Below are 18637 nucleotides of genomic sequence, written 5' to 3'. Positions count from 1 at the left end.
TGCACTAGATGTGCAGTTCCTGCAGTTTTTCTTTTGGCAGGGCCAGCTCTTCGTTGCTGTTCACGCGAACATCACGCTCGATGATGTGACGCGCGATGTCCTGCGCTTCTTCCAGAGAGTGCATCTGGTAAGTACCGCACTGGTAAACGTTCAGCTCAGGGATCTGGTTCTGCTCTTTCACCTTCAGCACGTCTTCCATCGCCGCTTTCCACGCATCAGCGACGCGTTTCTCTTCCGGCTGGCCAATCAGGCTCATGTAGAAACCGGTACGGCAGCCCATCGGAGAGATGTCGATGATCTCAACGCCGTTGCCGTTCAGATGGTCACGCATGAAACCGGCGAACAGGTGTTCCAGGGTATGAATGCCTTTCTCTGGCATCACTTCTTTATTTGGCACGCAGAAACGCAGATCGAAAACGGTGATCGTGTCGCCGTGCGGGGTGTGCATGGTCTTCGCCACGCGTACTGCAGGTGCTTCCATACGGGTATGGTCGACAGTAAAGCTATCTAATAACGGCATACGTCACCTCCGACAGTGATTTTTTTTAAAATAAACTGAACTCTTCTACAGAATGCACGTCTGAGTATATGAAAGACGCGCATTTGTTATCATCATCCCTGAATTCAGAGATGTATATTTTGGCCACAGCGATGTGGCCTTTTTCTTTTCTGCTTAAGACTGCTTCGCCAGAAACGCCTCAAACGACTCGGTATCCGCCGCTTCAACCTCTTTCTGACGCACCACGGACGCATCGCGTTCCGCGGCAAAATCCGCTTCGCTCAGCACTTCTAACGGCTCCTGCATCAGCATCTCACGGTACTCCGCTGAGAGTGAACGCCCCGTGCCGCCAATGCCCTGATCGATCATAGAACGCAGAATACGCGCTGAGAACGTCAGTTCCGGATTATCAAAACATTCCACCAGCTGGTCGCAGATCTGTTGATACGCGTCGCCGCCGTCGATGCTGTCCATTGTGCGGGCAACGCGCTTCAGATCGCGGAACAGATCTTTGCCGACTTTGGTCAACGGGAACTGTGCCGTTTCGCAGCCGATACCCAGCGTCAGGCCCGGTTTACGCCCTTCCAGAATCACGCGATTCCAGTTTGTACGGGTACAGAGCAGTTCGTCTGAACTCATTTCCGGCGCATCCGCCAGCACGCACCAGACCATAAACAGATCCAGGAAGCGAACCTGCTGTTCATCAACGCCAATCGGTGAGAACGGGTTGATATCCAGCGAACGCACTTCGATGTATTCGATCCCGCCGCGCTGCAGCGCATCCGACGGGGTTTCACCGCTGAGCGTCACGCGTTTAGGACGAATAGGCGCATACAGCTCGTTTTCAATCTGCAGCACATTGCTGTTGATTTGCAGGCGCTTGCCGTCTTTTTCGAGGCCGATTTTCTCGTACTCTTCCGACGGGGTTTTGATCGCCCGCTTCAATCCTGCCACATATTCGTGCAATTCGTTAAACGTAATACCGAGATTGCTTTGCGATTTATTGGTATAACCCAGATCGCTCAGGCGCAGAGAGGTGGCGTACGGGAGATAGTACATTCCGCACTCGGTCTTCTCGAACGGCAGCGTGGTCGGTTTCCCCTGCAGGAACGAAGAACAGATCGCAGGAGACGCACCAAACAGATACGGGATCACCCAGCCGAAACGGTAATAGTTGCGGATCAGGCGGAAGTAGCCTTCAGAGATCGCGTCTTTATCCGTTTCACCGCATTTCGCCTGCCAGAACGCCATTGGCAGCGAGAAGTTGTAATGCACGCCCGAGATCGTCTGCATCAACGCGCCGTAGCGGTTTTTCAGCCCTTCGCGATAGAGCGTTTTCAGCCGGCCGATATTTGACGTGCCGTACTGCGCCAGCTCAATCTCCTGGCCCTGCTCGATATAGCACGGCATGCTGAGGGGCCACATACGTTCGTCGCCCATGTTGCGCGCGGTGTAGCGATGGATATCGCGCATAATCGTCAGCATATGATCAATATCACCCTCTACTGGGGTGATGAACTCCAGCAGCGCTTCAGCGAAATCGGTTGTGATCCATTTATGTGTCAGCGCCGAGCCTAACGCCTTCGGGTGACCCGTCGTCGCTAAGCTACCGTCCGCGTTAACGCGCAGCGTTTCACGCTCAAGACCACGCTGAATACCCTTCAATGCCTGAGGGTGGTTTTCCAGCCAGGCCAGCGCCTGAGATACGTCCGGGATCAAATTGACCTCCCGCCTGTCAAAGTAATGTTACTCAGCATAATTGTAATGGTTGACGATTGAAGGTCGCGTTTTCATTCCACCAATTAGTGCCACCACGTCATACCCTGTAGTGTTGCCCACGCCACAAGAACATAGCGCAACGCCTTGCCAAGGCACAAAAAAAAGAGCACCGGTCCCCAGGAGATGCGCATCCATCCCGCCAGCAGACACAGTAAATCGCCTATTACAGGCATCCAGCTTAATAACAGCGTGGCAGCGCCATAGCGTTTTAGCCAGCCGACTGCCTTTTCCTGCCAGCGCGATTTTTCGCGCAGCGGAAAGAAACGCCCAAGAATAACGTTAGTCAGCCCTCCAAGGCTATTACCCATTGTTGCTATTAATACAAGCAGCCAGGGCTGACTCACGCCGGACAACAGCATCGCCACCAGCACCACTTCCGAATTTCCCGGTAACAGCGTGGCGCTTAAAAAACTGCTGGCGAATAATGAAGCAAGTGACAGCGCGTCACTCACAGTAAGCGCACATCCACCGCATCCATTCCGGCATCTCGCGCGGCCTGGATACCGAAATCGGCGTCTTCAAACACGACACATTTTGCCGCCGGGACGCCCATTAATTCTGCGCAAAGCAGGAAGGTGTCCGGTGCGGGCTTGTGATGTTTAACATGATCGGCGGCCACCACGGCAGAAAAATAGTGGCGCAGGCCAAGATGGTTGAGCAAAGCTTCTGCAATCGCGCTTTCGCTCCCGGTTCCTACCGACATCGGGCGGCGCCCGTGCCACTCTTTTACCACATCAATCAGCGGCAGAGGGCGTACGGTATCTAAAAGCATGGCTTTTACCGCATCGGTTTTTTCGCGCGCGAGCAGGTGCGGGTCGAGATCGGCCTGATTCAGTTCAATCACGGCCTGCGCAATACGCCAGGTGGGGGATCCGTTGAGGGCAATCATCGCCTGAAGATCGAAACGCATGCCGTAACGGCCCAGGACGTCAGTCCAGGCTTGACGATGCGTGGGTTCGGTATCCAGGAGAGTGCCGTCCATATCAAAGATCAAACCTTCATACTGTGCGTACATCGTGCTCTCGCTAAACGATTAACAAAGCATTACTTTATCGTAAATGGTGATTTTTGTCGCTGACTGAGAGTGTGATTGCTGACGGAACGTCGAAGGAATAAACAAAGAAGGAGAAGATGGTGCATCCGGGAGGATTCGAACCTCCGACCGCTCGGTTCGTAGCCGAGTACTCTATCCAGCTGAGCTACGGATGCATCGGGAAATGCTTTTAGAAACAGTAAATGGTGCATCCGGGAGGATTACTCGGCTGCGCCTCGCCCTGCGGGCCGTTGCTGAAGCAACGTTATCCTCCCTAGTGCTCGCGATTAACTCGCAGACCTTGAAACAACAGCGTGGCTATTATCTCGGAGAATATGGTGCATCCGGGAGGATTCGAACCTCCGACCGCTCGGTTCGTAGCCGAGTACTCTATCCAGCTGAGCTACGGATGCATCAGGGTACTGCTTTCAGAAATAGTAAATGGTGCATCCGGGAGGATTCGAACCTCCGACCGCTCGGTTCGTAGCCGAGTACTCTATCCAGCTGAGCTACGGATGCATCGGGATTTACTACTGTACTGCTCGATATTCATATCACTTCTAAAGCAATATGAAGTAATAGATGGTGCATCCGGGAGGATTCGAACCTCCGACCGCTCGGTTCGTAGCCGAGTACTCTATCCAGCTGAGCTACGGATGCAAAATGGCGGTGAGGCGGGGATTCGAACCCCGGATGCAGCTTTTGACCGCATACTCCCTTAGCAGGGGAGCGCCTTCAGCCTCTCGGCCACCTCACCACACAACGCCTCTTTCGAGTGCTTCGAGTTACTCGTTAAGAGCTTCTCGTCGCTGCGTGGCGCATATATTACTTTCTGGGACTTATAAGTCAAACAATTTTCCAAAAGCTTTTATCGTTTGCACAAATCACACGCAATTCGCATGTAAAAGCCGCAAAGAGGGTGTTTTATAAGCGGATTTTGCAGGCATCTTCACAGAAAACCTTTGCAGAAATGGCGGCGTAGGGGCGAGTTTAGGGTAACAGAGTGGTTAAAAAGAGAGCGTTTGAAATTAAACGGTAACGTTGAGCAGGAAAAATGACAGGAGGGTTGCGTCTCGCCCGACAGCGAGACGCGACAATATCAGTAACTGGACTGCTGGGATTTTTCAGCCTGGATACGCTGGTAGATCTCTTCACGGTGGACAGATACTTCTTTAGGAGCGTTAACACCAATACGTACCTGGTTACCCTTTACCCCTAAAACTGTCACGGTGACCTCATCCCCAATCATGAGGGTCTCACCAACTCGACGAGTCAGAATCAGCATTCTTTGCTCCTTGAAAGATTAAAAGAGTCGGGTCTCTTGTATCCCGGCATTATCCATCATATAACGCCAAAAAGTAAGCGATGACAAACACGTAAAGTGTAAGCAGTCACGGCATCACATTCTGTTAAACGTAAGTTTAGCCGATATACACAAACTCAACCTGACTTTATCGTTATCGATAGCACAGTGAACAAGACGCCATAACGTTACCGCTATGGCGTCTGCTTGTGCTTTGTAGTTATTACAGTTTCGCGCTTACCCAGCTTTCAACGCTGGCCAAAGCTTGCGGAAGTGCCGCCGCATCCGTACCACCGGCTTGCGCCATGTCCGGACGACCGCCACCCTTGCCGCCCACCTGCTGAGCGACCATACCAATCAGTTCCCCTGCTTTTACGCGGTCGGTCACATCCTTAGAGACGCCCGCAATCAGAGAAACCTTACCTTCTGCCACTGTCGCCAGCACGATAACGGTAGAACCAAGCTGGTTCTTGAGATCGTCGACCATAGTACGCAGCATCTTAGGCTCAACCCCCGCCAGATCGCTGACCAGCAGTTTGACGCCCTTAATGTTTACAGCCTTGCTGGAGAGGTTTGCACTCTCCTGCGCCGCAGCCTGCTCTTTCAGCTGCTGCAGCTCTTTTTCCAGCTGACGCGTGCGATCCAGCGCAACGCGCACTTTCTCACCCAGGTTCTGGCTATCGCCTTTCAGCAGCTGCGCGATGTCGTGCAGCTGATCGCTCTGCGCATGCAGGCTGGCAATCGCACCTTCACCGGTCACCGCTTCAATACGACGCACACCTGCCGCCGTTCCCGACTCGGAAACAATGCGGAACAGGCCGATGTCACCGGTGCGCGATGCGTGCGTACCGCCGCACAGCTCGGTAGAGAAGTCGCCCATGCTCAGCACGCGAACGCGGTCGTCATATTTCTCACCAAACAGCGCCATCGCACCTTTTTTCTTCGCGTCCTCGAGCTCCATGATGTGGGTCTCGATTGGCAGGTTACGACGGATCTGCGCGTTCACCAGATCTTCCACCGCGCGGATTTCAGACGGTTTCATCGCTTCAAAATGCGAGAAGTCGAAGCGCAGCACTTTGTCGTTAACCAGAGAACCTTTCTGTGCAACGTGGGTACCGAGCACGTCGCGCAGGGCAGCGTGCATCAGGTGGGTTGCAGAGTGGTTCAGACGAATGCGCGCGCGGCGAGCTTCATCCACGTTAGCCTGTACGCCCTCGCCCACTTTCAGAGAACCGGAAACCAGTTTGCCCTGGTGACCAATCGCCTGACCGTATTTCTGGGTGTCGCTGACGCTGAAGCTGAAACCGTTGCCTTTCAGTTCGCCTTTATCGCCAACCTGACCGCCGGATTCCGCGTAGAACGGCGTTTTGTCCAGAATGACAACCGCATCCTGGCCCGCGCTGATGCTGTCCACGGCTTTACCGTCAACAAACAGAGCGGTCACTTTGCCGGTCAGTTCCAGCGCGTCATAACCTTTGAATTCTGACGCGCTATCAACGCGGATCATCGCGTTGTAGTCTGCACCGAAACCGCTGGATTCACGCGCACGACGACGCTGCTCTTCCATCGCGGCTTCGAAGCCCGCTTCGTCAACTTTGATGTTGCGCTCGCGGCAAACGTCTGCCGTCAGGTCAACCGGGAAGCCGTAGGTGTCGTACAGACGGAAAGCGGTTTCGCCATCCAGCGTGTCGCCCTTAAGTTTCGCCAGCTCTTCGTCCAGCAGCGCCAGGCCGCGCTCCAGCGTACGCGCAAACTGCTCTTCTTCGGTTTTCAGAACCTGCTCTACCTGTGCCTGCTGGCGTTTCAGCTCATCACCGGCAGCACCCATCACGCCAATCAGTGGCCCAACGAGTTTATAGAAGAAGGTGTCCTTCGCGCCCAGCATGTTGCCGTGACGGATGGCACGACGAATGATACGACGCAGCACGTAGCCACGGTTTTCATTCGACGGGATAACGCCGTCGGCAATCAGGAACGCACAGGAACGAATGTGGTCCGCGATGACGCGCAGCGATTTGTTGTTCAGATCGGTCGCGCCGGTAACGTCCGCAACGGCTTTGATCAGGGTGCTGAACAGATCAATCTCGTAGTTGGAGTTAACGTGCTGCAGAACCGCGGCAATACGCTCCAGGCCCATACCGGTATCGACGGAAGGCTTCGGCAGCGGCTCCATCGTACCGTCGGCCTGACGGTTGAACTGCATGAAGACGATGTTCCAGATCTCAATGTAGCGATCGCCGTCTTCTTCCGGGCTGCCCGGAGGCCCACCCCAGATGTGGTCGCCGTGATCGTAGAAGATCTCGGTGCACGGACCGCAAGGGCCGGTATCACCCATCTGCCAGAAGTTGTCAGACGCGTATGGCGCGCCTTTGTTATCACCGATGCGAATAATACGCTCACGCGGGATCCCGACTTCTTTTTCCCAGATTTCGTAGGCTTCGTCATCGGTTTCATAGACGGTAACCCACAGACGCTCTTTCGGCAGGTTGAACCAGTTTTCACCGGTCAGCAGTTCCCACGCATATTGAATGGCATCGTGTTTGAAGTAGTCGCCGAAGCTGAAGTTACCCAGCATTTCGAAGAACGTATGGTGACGCGCGGTGTAACCGACGTTTTCCAGGTCGTTGTGTTTACCGCCCGCACGCACGCAACGCTGTGAGGTTGTGGCGCGGGAATAATTACGCTTGTCGAGACCAAGGAACACATCCTTGAACTGGTTCATCCCGGCGTTGGTAAACAGCAGAGTTGGATCGTTGTTCGGTACCAGGGAGCTGCTGGCAACAACCTGGTGTCCCTTACTATGGAAAAAATCGAGAAACGCCTGACGGATCTCAGCGGTGCTCTTGCTCATAATTATCCTGAAATCAAGCTAACGAAATGTCGTAGCCAGCCTGTATCGGTAAACCGTTGGACAGGCCAGCTACTGGAAAAAGTGGGAATAAGATAAGTTTTCTTGGGTGGGAAGTAAAATCCCGCATGCGTTCAATCGGCAAAATTACGCCAGATATCCTGAATATCTTCCATCAGAAAGCCGCGGTAGAGCAAAAAGCGCTGGATTTTGACTTTTTCTGAAAATTCACGCGGCAGCGGTTCGCCGTATTTACGAATCGCCTGTTCTCTGGCCAGCTCGCACCAGTCAGTATCGCATTCGCGCATCGCTTTTTCGATGGACTCCCGGGCCAACCCTTTCTGGTTCAGCTCCTGCCGGATGCGCGCGGGCCCATATCCTTTACGGCCGCGGCTGGCGAGAAACCGTGAGGCAAAACGCTCGTCATCAAGATAACGATGCTCGTAGCACCAGGCAATCACGCGGTCATAATCCTCCGCGGTGGCATCAATCTCTTCCGGCCCGTTTTTACTCATTACCGGCGCCGACAGTTTTCGCCGCAGCTCCTGTTCACTGTGGTCACGAACGGCCAGGATGCGCACCGCACGGTCCAGTAAGCGTGCATACGCGGGTCGACGTGTTGTCGGTTCACTCATAAAAAAACCTGCTGGTTCAGAAATGCAAAAAGGGCCGCATCAGCAGCCCTTCATTTTTAAACGAAAGAATTAAAAGTCTTCGTTAGTTTCTTCAGCATCCGCGGCATCCACCACGAAATCAGGTTTGGAGTCCTGGTTGTTCAGCAGAAGCTCACGCACCTTCTTCTCAATCTCTTTCGCCGCAGCCGGGTTCTCTTTCAGCCAGGAGATCGCGTTCGCTTTACCCTGACCAATCTTGTCACCGTTGTAGCTGTACCAGGCGCCTGCTTTTTCAATCAGCTTCTCTTTCACGCCCAGGTCAACCAGCTCGCCGAGGAAGTTGATCCCTTCGCCGTAGAGGATCTGGAATTCAGCCTGTTTGAACGGCGCGGCGATTTTGTTCTTCACAACCTTCACGCGGGTTTCGCTACCGACCACGTTCTCGCCCTCTTTCACCGCGCCGATACGGCGGATATCCAGACGGACAGAGGCGTAGAATTTCAGTGCGTTACCACCGGTAGTGGTTTCCGGGTTACCGAACATCACACCAATTTTCATACGGATCTGGTTGATGAAGATCAGCAGCGTGTTGGACTGCTTCAGGTTACCCGCCAGCTTACGCATCGCCTGGCTCATCATACGTGCCGCGAGGCCCATGTGAGAGTCACCGATTTCACCTTCGATTTCGGCTTTTGGCGTCAGTGCGGCAACGGAGTCGACCACGATAACGTCAACGGCACCAGAACGCGCCAGCGCATCACAAATTTCCAGCGCCTGCTCACCGGTGTCCGGCTGAGAACACAGCAGGTTGTCGATATCAACGCCCAGCTTGCGGGCATAAACAGGATCCAGCGCGTGCTCGGCATCGATAAACGCACAGGTTTTACCTTCGCGCTGTGCCGCGGCAATCACCTGCAGCGTCAGGGTGGTTTTACCGGAGGACTCTGGCCCGTAGATTTCTACGATACGGCCCATAGGCAGACCGCCAGCGCCCAGCGCGATATCCAGAGAAAGCGAACCGGTGGAGATGGTTTCCACATCCATGGAACGGTCTTCACCCAGGCGCATGATGGAGCCTTTACCGAATTGCTTTTCGATCTGGCCCAGTGCTGCCGCCAACGCTTTCTGTTTGTTTTCGTCGATAGCCATTATTACTCCTGTCATGCCGGGAGAAGCGACTGTGCTTCACCGTGGATTTCTGTTCTGTTGGTGCAATTATACTGTATGGTCATACAGTATCAAGTGTTTTGTAGAAATTGTTGCCAGAGCGTTTTTAACGCATAAACGGTTGCCTGACGACGCACGCTTTCGCGATCGCCGCTGAAGCACTCCCGGCGGGTGATCCCTTCCCCTTTGGAGGTGGCGAACCCAAACCAGACGGTGCCGACAGGCTTCACGTCGCTACCGCCGTCCGGGCCTGCAATGCCGCTAATGGAAATGGCGTAATCTGCCCGCGCCTCTTTGAGCGCGCCAATGGCCATCTCGATCACCACCGGTTCGCTGACCGCGCCATGCTGTTCAAGCGTGGATTCACGCACGCCAATCATCTGAGCTTTAGCTTCGTTACTGTAGGTCACAAAACCGCGTTCAAACCAGGCGGAACTGCCGGCAATATCGGTAATCGCTTTCGCCACCCAGCCGCCGGTGCAGGATTCCGCGGTGGTGATTGTCGCGCCACGCTGCTTTAGCGCAAGGCCAACGATCTCGCTAAGCTGCATCAATTCATGGTCAGTCATTCTCGCTCCAGGCATCAGAAAAACGTGCTGCACAAGATAGCACTTTCTCGTCAGATGTGGGGATGCACTTCAGGTTTTACGAGGGGGCTTCAGAAAAAAGCCGGTACGGACGCACCGGCGGTGGAAAGGTTATTTCATGCTCTCAGCGAGGGTGTTCACATTGTGGCGAAACGCCTTAACGTAGGTATCTGCCACCCCACCTTTTGCCGACAGCGCTTCGGGGTAAAGCTCCCCCCCGGGCTGCGCGCCCGTCGCCGACGCAATCTGTTTCACCAGACGCGGATCGAGCTGATTCTCCATAAACCAGGTTTTCACGCCGTCGGCTTTAATCTGATTGATAATCTCGGCGACCTGCGCCGCGCTGGCTTCGCTCTCAGACGACAGCCCCTGCGGCGCCATAAACGTCACGCCGTAAGCGCGGCTGAAATAGCCGAACGCGTCATGGCTGGTCAGCACTTTACGCTTCGCCAGTGGAATCTGGCTAAAGCGCGTTTTGGCCCAGTTATCCAGCTGGTTAAGCTGCGCGATATACGGTTTACCGGAGGCTTCCAGCGCGGCTTTGTCCTGCGGGTCAGCTTTCACCAGCCCGTTCAGAATATTTTGTGCATACAGCGCTCCGTTCGCCGCGCTGTTCCACGCATGGGGATCGGTCACAGTCTTTCCATCTTCCTCAAGCGTGTGGGTTTTCACCCCAGTTGAGGCGACAACCAGTTGCCCTTTGAACCCGGAGGCTTTTACCAGACGATCAAGCCAGCCCTCCAGCCCAAGGCCGTTTACCACTACCACATCAGCCTTGCTCAGGGCCGCGCTGTCTTTCGGCGACGGTTCGAAGGTATGCGGATCGCCGTCCGGCCCGACCAGCGTCGTCACGTTCACATGGTCGCCGCCCACCTCCTGCGTGATATCCCCCAGTATCGAAAAGCTGGTCACCACATTCAGCGTTTTCGCCATCACGCCGTGCGACATCATCCCCAGCGCGAGCGCCACTACAAATCCTGTACCTTTCATCGTTTCCCCTTGCGTTAAAAATACGCCCGCAGGCTGCCAGCGAGCCTGCTTCGCGTACCCAGTAAAATGGAAATAAAGAACAGCGCGCTGGCGGTGAGCACGATGGATGGCCCGGCCGGCAGACTCATCGCCCAGGAGAGGCTTAGCCCGAGCCACGCACAGAAGATACCGCTGATACCCGCCATCAGGAGTAATGCCGGTAACGTGCGCACCCAGCAGCGGGCTGCCACGGCCGGAAGCATCATCAGCCCGACGGCCATCAGCGTGCCGAGCACCTGAAAACCGGCCACCAGGTTAAGCACCAGCAGCGCCAGAAACAGGCCGTGCAGCAGGCCAGGCAGCCAGCGGGCGTTCACCTGCAGCCAGGCGGTATCAAACGCTTCTGTCACCAGTCCGCGATAAAACAGCGCCAGCGTGATAAGGGTGAACATGCACACGCCCGTGACGAACAGCGCGGCGTCGTTGTCCACGGCGAGGATAGATCCGAACAGCAGATGCAGCAGATCGACATTCGACCCGCGCAGCGACACCAGCGTGACACCCAGCGCCAGCGAGCCGAGATAAAACCCGGCAAAGCTGGCATCTTCTTTCAGCGGCGTGCGTCGACTGACCAGACCGGCCAGCAGCGCCACGGTAATTCCCGCGATAAAACCGCCAATACTCATCGCCAGCAGCGACATACCGCTGAGCAAATACCCCACGGCGACACCCGGCAAAATAGCGTGAGAAAGGGCGTCGCCCATCAGGCTCATCCGACGCAGCTGAAGAAACACGCCGAGCGCGGTCGTGCTGACGGAGAGCGCCAGGCAAACCACCAGCGCGCGACGCATAAAGCCATACTCAATGAACGGCTGAAAAAAGAGATGCCAGATCATGCCACCCTCACCCGCTCGGTTTTCCACTGGGGAACGTTAGCATCCAGCCGCAGCGTTTGCGGGAAATGGCGCGACACGCGCTCGCTGTCGTGCAGTACCGCGAGCAGCGTTTGCCCCTGCATATACATCTCCAGCATCAGATCCATCAGCACGTTGCAGGTAGCTTCATCGACCCCGGTAAAGGGTTCATCCAGCATCACCAGCGGCGCCTGCTGCACCAGGACGCGGGCAAACAGCATGCGCTGAAACTGACCGCCGGAGAGTTCATCAATGGTGGATAATGCCATGGACTCAAGCCCGACGCGCTCTAGCGCGCTGGCAATGCGCAGCCGCGTTTCGCGACGAAACCCGGAAAAAAGCGAAATGCCCGGCCAGCAGCCCATGCTTACCACGTCCTGTACGGTCAGCGGAAACTGCGCCTCCAGCGCGTGACGCTGTGCCAGCCAGCCGATGACCGGTCGCTTTCCCTGCCAGCGGAAGCCGCCGCTGACGGGAGGAATAAATCCCGCCAGCGTTTTCAGCAGCGTGGATTTCCCGCAGCCGTTAGCGCCGATAATGGCGGTCATGCTTCCGCGCTCAATCGTGCCCGAAAGGGGCCGCGTAACGGGCTGGCGTTCATATCCCGCGACCAGTTCGTTCATCACAATCATGGCAATGCCACCGCCCAGCGCACGGCCAGCCCGAGAAAGACAACAAGCATCAGCGCCAGCAAAAGCCGAACCAGAGCAGACAGAGAAAAAAGGGACGTTGACATGTCGACACCGCATTAAATGTTATAACATAACAATAATGAAAGACGGTTAAGATGTAAATGGCGGGTTTGAAAAGGGAGTGTGGCGAAATGTTTCTGAGAAAAACCAGGATGGGCGCGGGGTACCCTCTCCCAAAGGGAGAGGGCGGAATAAGATGACTTACTGACTAAACGGCGACGCCGCCGGAACGCGCGCCTGGGACACTGCCAGCCCCAACTGCCACACCGCCATAGCATAGTGGGTGCTGTGGTTATAGCGGGTGATGGTGTAGAAGTTCGGCATGCCGTACCAGTACTGGTAGCCCGTCCCGACATCCAGACGCAGCAGGCTCACCTGATCGACATTGCCCAGCGGCTGGGTTGGCGTTAAGCCCGCCGCCGTCAGCTGTGCGACGCTGTATTTGGTTTTGAAGCCGTTTTCCAGACCAAACGCCTCGCCGTTTGCCTGAACGGCAACCTGACCGCCCGGCGTCCAGCCGTGCGCTTTGAAGTAGTTCGCCACGCTGCCGATGGCATCCACCGGATCCCACAGGTTGATGTGACCATCACCGTTAAAGTCGACGGCATACTGCTTATAGGAGGACGGCATAAACTGACCGTAGCCCATCGCGCCGGCAAACGACCCTTTCAGATCGAGCGGATCGTCCTGCTCGTTGCGCGCCATCAGCAGGAAGGTTTCCAGCTCGGAAGAGAAATACTCCGCGCGGCGCGGGTAGTTAAAGGAGAGCGTCGCCAGCGCGTCGAGGATGCGGGTTTTACCCATCACGCGGCCCCAGCGGGTTTCCACGCCAATAATCCCGACGATGATTTCAGGCGGTACGCCGTAGACCTGCCACGCGCGGTTGAGCGCATCTTCATACTGATTCCAGAACACCACGCCATTTTGCACGTTGTCCGGGGTAATAAACTGTTTGCGATAGCGCAGCCACGCGCCGTTTGGCCCGCTCGGCACCTGGGCGGTTGGTGCCTGCCTGTCCATCAGGCGCAGCACGTAGTCCAGGCGCTTGGCCTGAGACAAAATTTCGTGCAGTTGCTGTCTGTCAAAGCCGTGCTTGCTCACCATTTTATCGATGAACTGCTCGGCCGCCGGGTTATTCGCGAAGTCGCCGCCCATCTGCATCATATTGTGCTGCGGCTCCAGCAGGAATCCTCCGGAAGGCGCGCCCGCCGTTTGCTGAACGGCTTCGGTCTTAGGTTTGCTACTACAGGCAGACAGCAGAATAAGCGCAGGCAACAGCGCTGCATAACGACGCTTGAACATGAGACATCCATTTAACGGGTTCGATAAGAACCCAGTATGGTAAAGCATCCGCAACACCTCAAGGAAGCGGTACGCACCTCCCCTACGCAAATCCGCGCTTTTTTCCACCGAAAATCATTCGCCCCACCAATAAACTTTCAAAATAATACTTTTTTCTTTCATTGTGAGATCTAATTAACACTTTAAAACCTTTCAAAGTGATTATTATTAGCCCAGTCAGACAAAAACAAAAAAGCCCCACAGGAGAGAAGAATGATAGAAACCATCACCCACGGCGCCGAGTGGTTCATCGGGCTGTTTCAGAAAGGCGGAGAAGTGTTCACCGGCATGGTGACCGGGATCCTGCCCCTGCTGATCAGCCTGCTGGTGATCATGAACGCGCTGATCAACTTTATCGGCCAGCAGCGCATCGAACGCTTCGCCCAGCGCTGTGCCGGGAATCCGCTGTCCCGCTACCTGGTACTGCCGTTCATCGGCACCTTCGTGTTCTGCAACCCGATGACCTTAAGCCTCGGCCGCTTCATGCCGGAAAAGTACAAGCCGAGCTACTACGCCGCCGCCTCCTACAGCTGCCATTCGATGAACGGCCTGTTCCCGCACATTAACCCCGGCGAGCTGTTTGTTTATCTCGGGATCGCCAGCGGTCTCACCACCCTTGGCCTGCCGCTCGGCCCGCTGGCGGTGAGCTACCTGCTGGTTGGCCTGGTCACCAACTTCTTCCGCGGCTGGGTGACCGACCTCACCACCGCCATTTTTGAGAAAAAAATGGGCATCCAGCTTGAACAGAAAGTCCATCTTTCAGGAGCCACAGCATGAACCGGATCCGCATTGAGAAAGGCACGGGCGGCTGGGGCGGCCCGCTGGAGTTCGACGCCACCGAAGGCAAAAAGATCGTCTACATCACCGCAGGCACGCGCCCGGCGATCGTCGACAGGCTGCGCGAGCTGACCGGTTGGGAAGCGGTCGACGGCTTCAAAGAAGGGGAACCACCGGAGGCGGAAATTGGCGTGGCGGTAATCGACTGCGGCGGCACGCTGCGCTGCGGCATCTATCCGAAGCGCCGCATTCCGACGGTAAATATTCACTCCACCGGAAAATCCGGCCCGCTGGCACAGTACATCCTTGAAGACATTTATGTCTCAGGCGTGAAGGAGGACAACATCACGCTGGTGAACGGCACTCCGGCGCCGCAAAAAGCGGCCCCGCGCGAGTATGACACCACTAAGAAAATCACCGAGCAGAGCGACGGCCTGCTGGCGAAGGTCGGGATGGGCATGGGTTCCGCCGTGGCGGTGCTGTTCCAGTCCGGGCGCGACACCATCGACACGGTACTGAAAACCATTTTGCCGTTTATGGCATTCGTCTCGGCGCTGATCGGCATCATCATGGCGTCCGGCCTGGGCGACTGGATTGCCCACGGCCTCGCCCCGCTCGCCAGCCACCCGCTCGGGCTGGTGACGCTGGCGCTGATCTGCTCCTTCCCGCTGCTGTCGCCGTTCCTCGGACCGGGCGCGGTGATTGCCCAGGTCATCGGCGTACTGATTGGCGTGCAGATTGGTCTGGGGAACATTCCCCCGCATCTCGCCCTGCCCGCCCTGTTTGCCATTAACGCCCAGGCGGCGTGCGACTTCATCCCCGTTGGGCTGTCGCTGGCCGAAGCACGCCAGGACACCGTGCGCGTGGGCGTGCCGTCCGTGCTGGTTAGCCGCTTCCTGACGGGCGCGCCGACGGTGCTGATTGCCTGGTTTGTCTCCGGCTTTATTTATCAATAAGAGGTTCCTGCGATGACCGTGATTTACCAGACCACCATTACCCGCATCGGCCAGAGCGCGGCCGACGCGCTGAGCGACCAGATGCTGATCACCTTCCGCGAAGGGGCGCCTGCGGATATCGAAGAGTTTTGTTTTATCCACTGCCACGGCGAGCTGAAGGGCGAGCTGAAGGCAGGAAGCCAGCTGGAGCTGGGCGAGGCGCGGTATGCCGTTACCGCCGTCGGCGACGTCGCTGAACAAAACCTGCGCGAGCTGGGCCACATCACCCTGCGTTTCGACGGCCAGCCGCAGGCGGAATATCCCGGCACGGTTCACGTAGCGGGCCCGGTTCCGCAGGCTGTCACCCCAGGCTGCACATTAAAATTTGTTGCGTAATTAAGGAGAAACACATGAGTCAGGTTGCCGTTGTCATTGGTGGAGGACAAACCTTAGGCGAGTTCCTCTGCCGTGGGCTTGCCGCAGAGGGCTACCGCGTGGCGGTAGTGGACATTCAGAGTGAAAAAGCCGCCCGCGTGGCGGACACCATTAACACCGAGTTTGGTGAAGGGATGGCGTACGGGTTTGGCGCCGACGCCACCAGCGAACAGAGCGTGATGGCGCTCGCCCGCGGCGTGGACGAGATTTTTGGCCGTACCGACCTGCTGGTTTATAGCGCCGGTATTGCGAAAGCGGCCTTTATCAGCGACTTCGAGCTGGGAGATTTTGACCGCTCGCTGCAGGTCAATCTGGTGGGCTATTTCCTCTGCGCCCGCGAGTTTTCCCGTCTGATGATCCGCGACGGCATTCAGGGGCGCATCATTCAGATCAACTCCAAATCGGGGAAAGTGGGCAGCAAGCACAACTCCGGCTACAGCGCGGCGAAGTTTGGCGGCGTGGGGCTGACGCAGTCTCTGGCGCTGGATCTGGCCGAGTACGGCATTACCGTGCATTCGCTGATGCTGGGCAACCTGCTGAAATCGCCGATGTTCCAGTCCCTGCTGCCGCAGTATGCCACCAAGCTCGGCATCAAGGCTGAGGAAGTGGAGCAGTACTACATCGATAAAGTGCCGCTGAAGCGCGGGTGCGATTATCAGGACGTGCTGAACATGCTGCTGTTTTACGCCAGCCCGAAAGCCTCGTACTGCACCGGGCAGTCGATTAACGTCACCGGCGGGCAGGTGATGTTCTGATCGAGCGGCTTGATGCCCTCACCCTAACCCTCTCCCAAGGGGAGAGGGAACAAAACAAGGAGCCGATATGGTCACCGCACTCATCACCGTCGCCGCCCTCGCCTGGATCTGCCAGATGGCGTTTGGCGGCTGGCAGATCCACCAGTTTAACCGCGCGTTTGACGCACTGTGTCAGAAAGGTCGCGTCGGGGTCGGGCGTTCCGGTGGACGCTTCAAACCGCGCGTGGTCGTCGCCGTTGCGCTGGATGAAAACAATAACGTCTGCGATTCCCTCATCATGCGCGGCATGACCGTCTTTGCCCGTCCGGTGAAAATCCAGGCAATCAACGGCATTTCGCTGCAGGAATTACGGCCTGATGTGATCTTTCCCCATGATCCACTCTGTCAGAATGCACTATCATTAGCGCTTAATCTGAAACATGGATAATTTCGTTGTGAAAGCTATAGACTTGCGAAATTATCATTTCGCAACCTAAGGAACGAAGCGCCTATGAAACCTCGTCAGCGGCAGGCGGCCATTCTCGAACATCTGCAAAAGCAGGGAAAATGTTCGGTAGAGGATCTGGCCCACTACTTTGACACCACCGGCACGACAATACGCAAGGACCTGGTATTGCTCGAAAACTCTGGCGCCGTCATTCGAACCTACGGCGGCGTGGTGCTCAACAAGGACGAAGCGGACCCGCCTATCGATCACAAAACGCTGATCAATACCCACCAGAAAGCGCTGATTGCCGAAGCCGCGGTCAAATTTATCCACGATGGCGACTCCATCATTCTGGATGCAGGCAGCACCGTCCTGCAGATGATCCCGCTGCTCAGCCGCTTTAACAACATCACGGTGATGACCAACAGCCTGCACATCGTCAATGCCCTGTCGGAGTTTGACAGCGAGCAGACCATCCTGATGCCCGGCGGCACCTTCCGCAAAAAATCGGCGTCGTTTCACGGCCAACTGGCGGAGAATGCCTTCGACCACTTCAGCTTTGATAAACTGTTTATGGGCACCGACGGCATCGACCTGAACGCCGGCGTTACGACGTTCAACGAGGTGTTCAGCGTCAGTAAAGCCATGTGCAACGCCGCGCGGGAAGTGATTTTGATGGCAGACTCGTCGAAGTTTGGCCGTAAAAGCCCCAACATTGTCTGTAGCCTTGAAAGCGTTGATAAGCTGATTACCGACGCGGGTATCGACCCGGCGTTCAAAAAAGCGCTGGAAGAGAAAGGAATCGACGTGATCGTAACCGGAGAGAGAGATGAGTGATTTTCTGTTAGAAACGGGCCGCCAGACGCTGATGCTTGAACTGCAGGAAGCCAGCCGCCTGCCGGAACGTCTGGGCGAGGATTTTGTCCGCGCGGCCAACACCATTATCCACTGCGAAGGCAAAGTGATCGTGGCGGGCATCGGTAAATCCGGCCATATCGGCAAAAAGATTGCCGCGACGCTCGCCAGCACCGGCACCCCGGCGTTCTTCGTGCATCCGGCAGAGGCGCTGCACGGCGATCTGGGGATGATTGAAAGCCGCGACGTGATGCTGTTTATCTCCTACTCCGGTTCGGCCAAAGAGCTGGATCTGATTATTCCGCGCCTGCAGGAAAAATCGGTCGCCCTGCTGGCGATGACCGGGAAATCCCGCTCGCCGCTGGCGCTGGCCGCCAAGGCGACGCTGGATATTTCCGTTGAGCGTGAAGCCTGTCCGATGCACCTCGCCCCGACCTCCAGCACCGTTAACACCCTGATGATGGGCGACGCGCTGGCAATGGCGGTGATGCAGGCGCGCGGCTTTAACGAAGAAGATTTCGCCCGTTCGCATCCGGCGGGCGCGCTCGGCGCGCGCCTGCTCAACAAGGTTCACCACCTGATGCGCACCGACGATGCCATTCCGCAGGTCAAACTCGATACCAGCGTCATGGACGCGATGCTGGAGCTCAGCCGCACCGGTCTGGGGCTGGTTGCGGTGTGCGATGACGGCGGGAGCGTTAAGGGCG

At 56.3% G+C, this 18637-nt stretch carries 20 protein-coding genes and 5 tRNA genes; 7 read left to right on the top strand and 18 right to left on the bottom strand.

The annotated features are described in order from the left end of the window. Nucleotides 1-4: 4 nt before the first annotated feature. The 18 genes from luxS to mltB form a co-directional block, all read right to left on the bottom strand. On the bottom strand, nucleotides 5-520 hold the full coding sequence (luxS, locus tag NUX24_RS20530) for an S-ribosylhomocysteine lyase (RefSeq protein ID WP_014884972.1): 516 nt from the start codon (nucleotides 518-520) through the stop codon (nucleotides 5-7). A 153-nt stretch (nucleotides 521-673) separates the two neighbouring features. After that, entirely contained in the window at nucleotides 674-2218 is a 1545-nt protein-coding gene (gene gshA, locus NUX24_RS20525; RefSeq protein WP_257833802.1) for a glutamate--cysteine ligase, read from the bottom strand. 83 nt (nucleotides 2219-2301) lie between these two features. Then, nucleotides 2302-2730 (bottom strand): YqaA family protein, encoded by a 429-nt coding sequence (locus NUX24_RS20520; RefSeq protein WP_008499541.1) that lies wholly within the window; start codon nucleotides 2728-2730, stop codon nucleotides 2302-2304. After that, a complete protein-coding gene (yqaB, locus tag NUX24_RS20515; protein WP_257833801.1) occupies nucleotides 2727-3293 on the bottom strand; it encodes a fructose-1-phosphate/6-phosphogluconate phosphatase in 567 nt (188 codons plus the stop codon). The genes NUX24_RS20520 and yqaB overlap by 4 nt, the downstream gene beginning before the upstream one ends. Before the next feature lie 117 nt (nucleotides 3294-3410). Beyond that, nucleotides 3411-3487, bottom strand: a tRNA-Arg gene (locus tag NUX24_RS20510). A gap of 160 nt (nucleotides 3488-3647) precedes the next feature. After that, nucleotides 3648-3724: transfer RNA gene (locus tag NUX24_RS20505), tRNA-Arg, on the bottom strand. 29 nt (nucleotides 3725-3753) lie between these two features. Beyond that, a tRNA-Arg gene (locus NUX24_RS20500) sits at nucleotides 3754-3830 on the bottom strand. Between the two features lie 64 nt (nucleotides 3831-3894). Next, nucleotides 3895-3971, bottom strand: a tRNA-Arg gene (locus tag NUX24_RS20495). Between the two features lie 4 nt (nucleotides 3972-3975). After that, nucleotides 3976-4068: transfer RNA gene (locus NUX24_RS20490), tRNA-Ser, on the bottom strand. A gap of 342 nt (nucleotides 4069-4410) precedes the next feature. Then, nucleotides 4411-4596, bottom strand: a complete 186-nt coding sequence (csrA, locus tag NUX24_RS20485) for a carbon storage regulator CsrA (RefSeq protein ID WP_000906486.1) — start codon at nucleotides 4594-4596, stop codon at nucleotides 4411-4413. A 241-nt stretch (nucleotides 4597-4837) separates the two neighbouring features. Continuing rightward, nucleotides 4838-7465 (bottom strand): alanine--tRNA ligase, encoded by a 2628-nt coding sequence (gene alaS, locus NUX24_RS20480; RefSeq protein ID WP_257833800.1) that lies wholly within the window; start codon nucleotides 7463-7465, stop codon nucleotides 4838-4840. Nucleotides 7466-7596: 131 nt separating this feature from the next. Continuing rightward, nucleotides 7597-8097 (bottom strand): recombination regulator RecX, encoded by a 501-nt coding sequence (gene recX / locus NUX24_RS20475; RefSeq protein ID WP_257833799.1) that lies wholly within the window; start codon nucleotides 8095-8097, stop codon nucleotides 7597-7599. 69 nt (nucleotides 8098-8166) lie between these two features. Then, nucleotides 8167-9225 carry a recombinase RecA gene (gene recA / locus NUX24_RS20470; protein WP_023308943.1) on the bottom strand — a complete coding sequence of 353 codons (1059 nt, stop codon included), beginning with the start codon at nucleotides 9223-9225 and terminating at the stop codon, nucleotides 8167-8169. 89 nt (nucleotides 9226-9314) lie between these two features. Then, entirely contained in the window at nucleotides 9315-9812 is a 498-nt protein-coding gene (pncC, locus tag NUX24_RS20465; protein WP_023308944.1) for a nicotinamide-nucleotide amidase, read from the bottom strand. A gap of 129 nt (nucleotides 9813-9941) precedes the next feature. After that, nucleotides 9942-10820: a metal ABC transporter substrate-binding protein gene (locus NUX24_RS20460; RefSeq protein ID WP_126329563.1), complete on the bottom strand. Its 879-nt coding sequence runs from the start codon at nucleotides 10818-10820 to the stop codon at nucleotides 9942-9944. Nucleotides 10821-10834: 14 nt separating this feature from the next. Further along, nucleotides 10835-11695: a metal ABC transporter permease gene (locus NUX24_RS20455; RefSeq protein ID WP_039263400.1), complete on the bottom strand. Its 861-nt coding sequence runs from the start codon at nucleotides 11693-11695 to the stop codon at nucleotides 10835-10837. Then, nucleotides 11692-12345 carry a metal ABC transporter ATP-binding protein gene (locus NUX24_RS20450; protein ID WP_257833798.1) on the bottom strand — a complete coding sequence of 218 codons (654 nt, stop codon included), beginning with the start codon at nucleotides 12343-12345 and terminating at the stop codon, nucleotides 11692-11694. The genes NUX24_RS20455 and NUX24_RS20450 overlap by 4 nt, the downstream gene beginning before the upstream one ends. A 261-nt stretch (nucleotides 12346-12606) precedes the next feature. After that, the gene (gene mltB / locus NUX24_RS20445; protein WP_200882512.1) at nucleotides 12607-13707 is read right to left on the bottom strand and encodes a lytic murein transglycosylase B; all 1101 of its coding nucleotides are present in this window, start codon (nucleotides 13705-13707) and stop codon (nucleotides 12607-12609) included. A 252-nt stretch (nucleotides 13708-13959) separates the two neighbouring features. On the opposite strand from mltB, the gene srlA reads away from it, so the two are divergent. The 7 genes from srlA to gutQ form a co-directional block, all read left to right on the top strand. Continuing rightward, on the top strand, nucleotides 13960-14523 hold the full coding sequence (gene srlA, locus NUX24_RS20440; RefSeq protein ID WP_023333189.1) for a PTS glucitol/sorbitol transporter subunit IIC: 564 nt from the start codon (nucleotides 13960-13962) through the stop codon (nucleotides 14521-14523). Further along, the gene (locus NUX24_RS20435; RefSeq protein WP_047650299.1) at nucleotides 14520-15479 is read left to right on the top strand and encodes a PTS glucitol/sorbitol transporter subunit IIB; all 960 of its coding nucleotides are present in this window, start codon (nucleotides 14520-14522) and stop codon (nucleotides 15477-15479) included. Before srlA ends, NUX24_RS20435 begins: the two co-directional genes overlap by 4 nt. Nucleotides 15480-15491: 12 nt before the next feature. Next, complete coding sequence (srlB, locus tag NUX24_RS20430) at nucleotides 15492-15854, top strand: PTS glucitol/sorbitol transporter subunit IIA (protein ID WP_023308951.1); 363 nt, start codon at nucleotides 15492-15494, stop codon at nucleotides 15852-15854. Nucleotides 15855-15868: 14 nt separating this feature from the next. Then, the gene (gene srlD / locus NUX24_RS20425; RefSeq protein ID WP_023294411.1) at nucleotides 15869-16648 is read left to right on the top strand and encodes a sorbitol-6-phosphate dehydrogenase; all 780 of its coding nucleotides are present in this window, start codon (nucleotides 15869-15871) and stop codon (nucleotides 16646-16648) included. 67 nt (nucleotides 16649-16715) lie between these two features. Next, the gene (gene gutM / locus NUX24_RS20420; protein WP_045286053.1) at nucleotides 16716-17075 is read left to right on the top strand and encodes a transcriptional regulator GutM; all 360 of its coding nucleotides are present in this window, start codon (nucleotides 16716-16718) and stop codon (nucleotides 17073-17075) included. Between the two features lie 63 nt (nucleotides 17076-17138). Further along, entirely contained in the window at nucleotides 17139-17912 is a 774-nt protein-coding gene (locus NUX24_RS20415; RefSeq protein ID WP_032640855.1) for a DNA-binding transcriptional repressor, read from the top strand. After that, nucleotides 17905-18637, top strand: a 733-nt coding sequence (gene gutQ / locus NUX24_RS20410) for an arabinose-5-phosphate isomerase GutQ (RefSeq protein ID WP_257833794.1), incomplete at its 3' end; no start/stop codon positions are given. The genes NUX24_RS20415 and gutQ, both read left to right, overlap by 8 nt.

The sequence above is a fragment of the Enterobacter sp. HG048 genome, from assembly GCF_024702055.1.
GTDB classification, from domain to species: Bacteria; Pseudomonadota; Gammaproteobacteria; order Enterobacterales; family Enterobacteriaceae; genus Enterobacter; species Enterobacter dykesii.
This window is presented reverse-complemented; position numbering and strand designations above follow the sequence as displayed.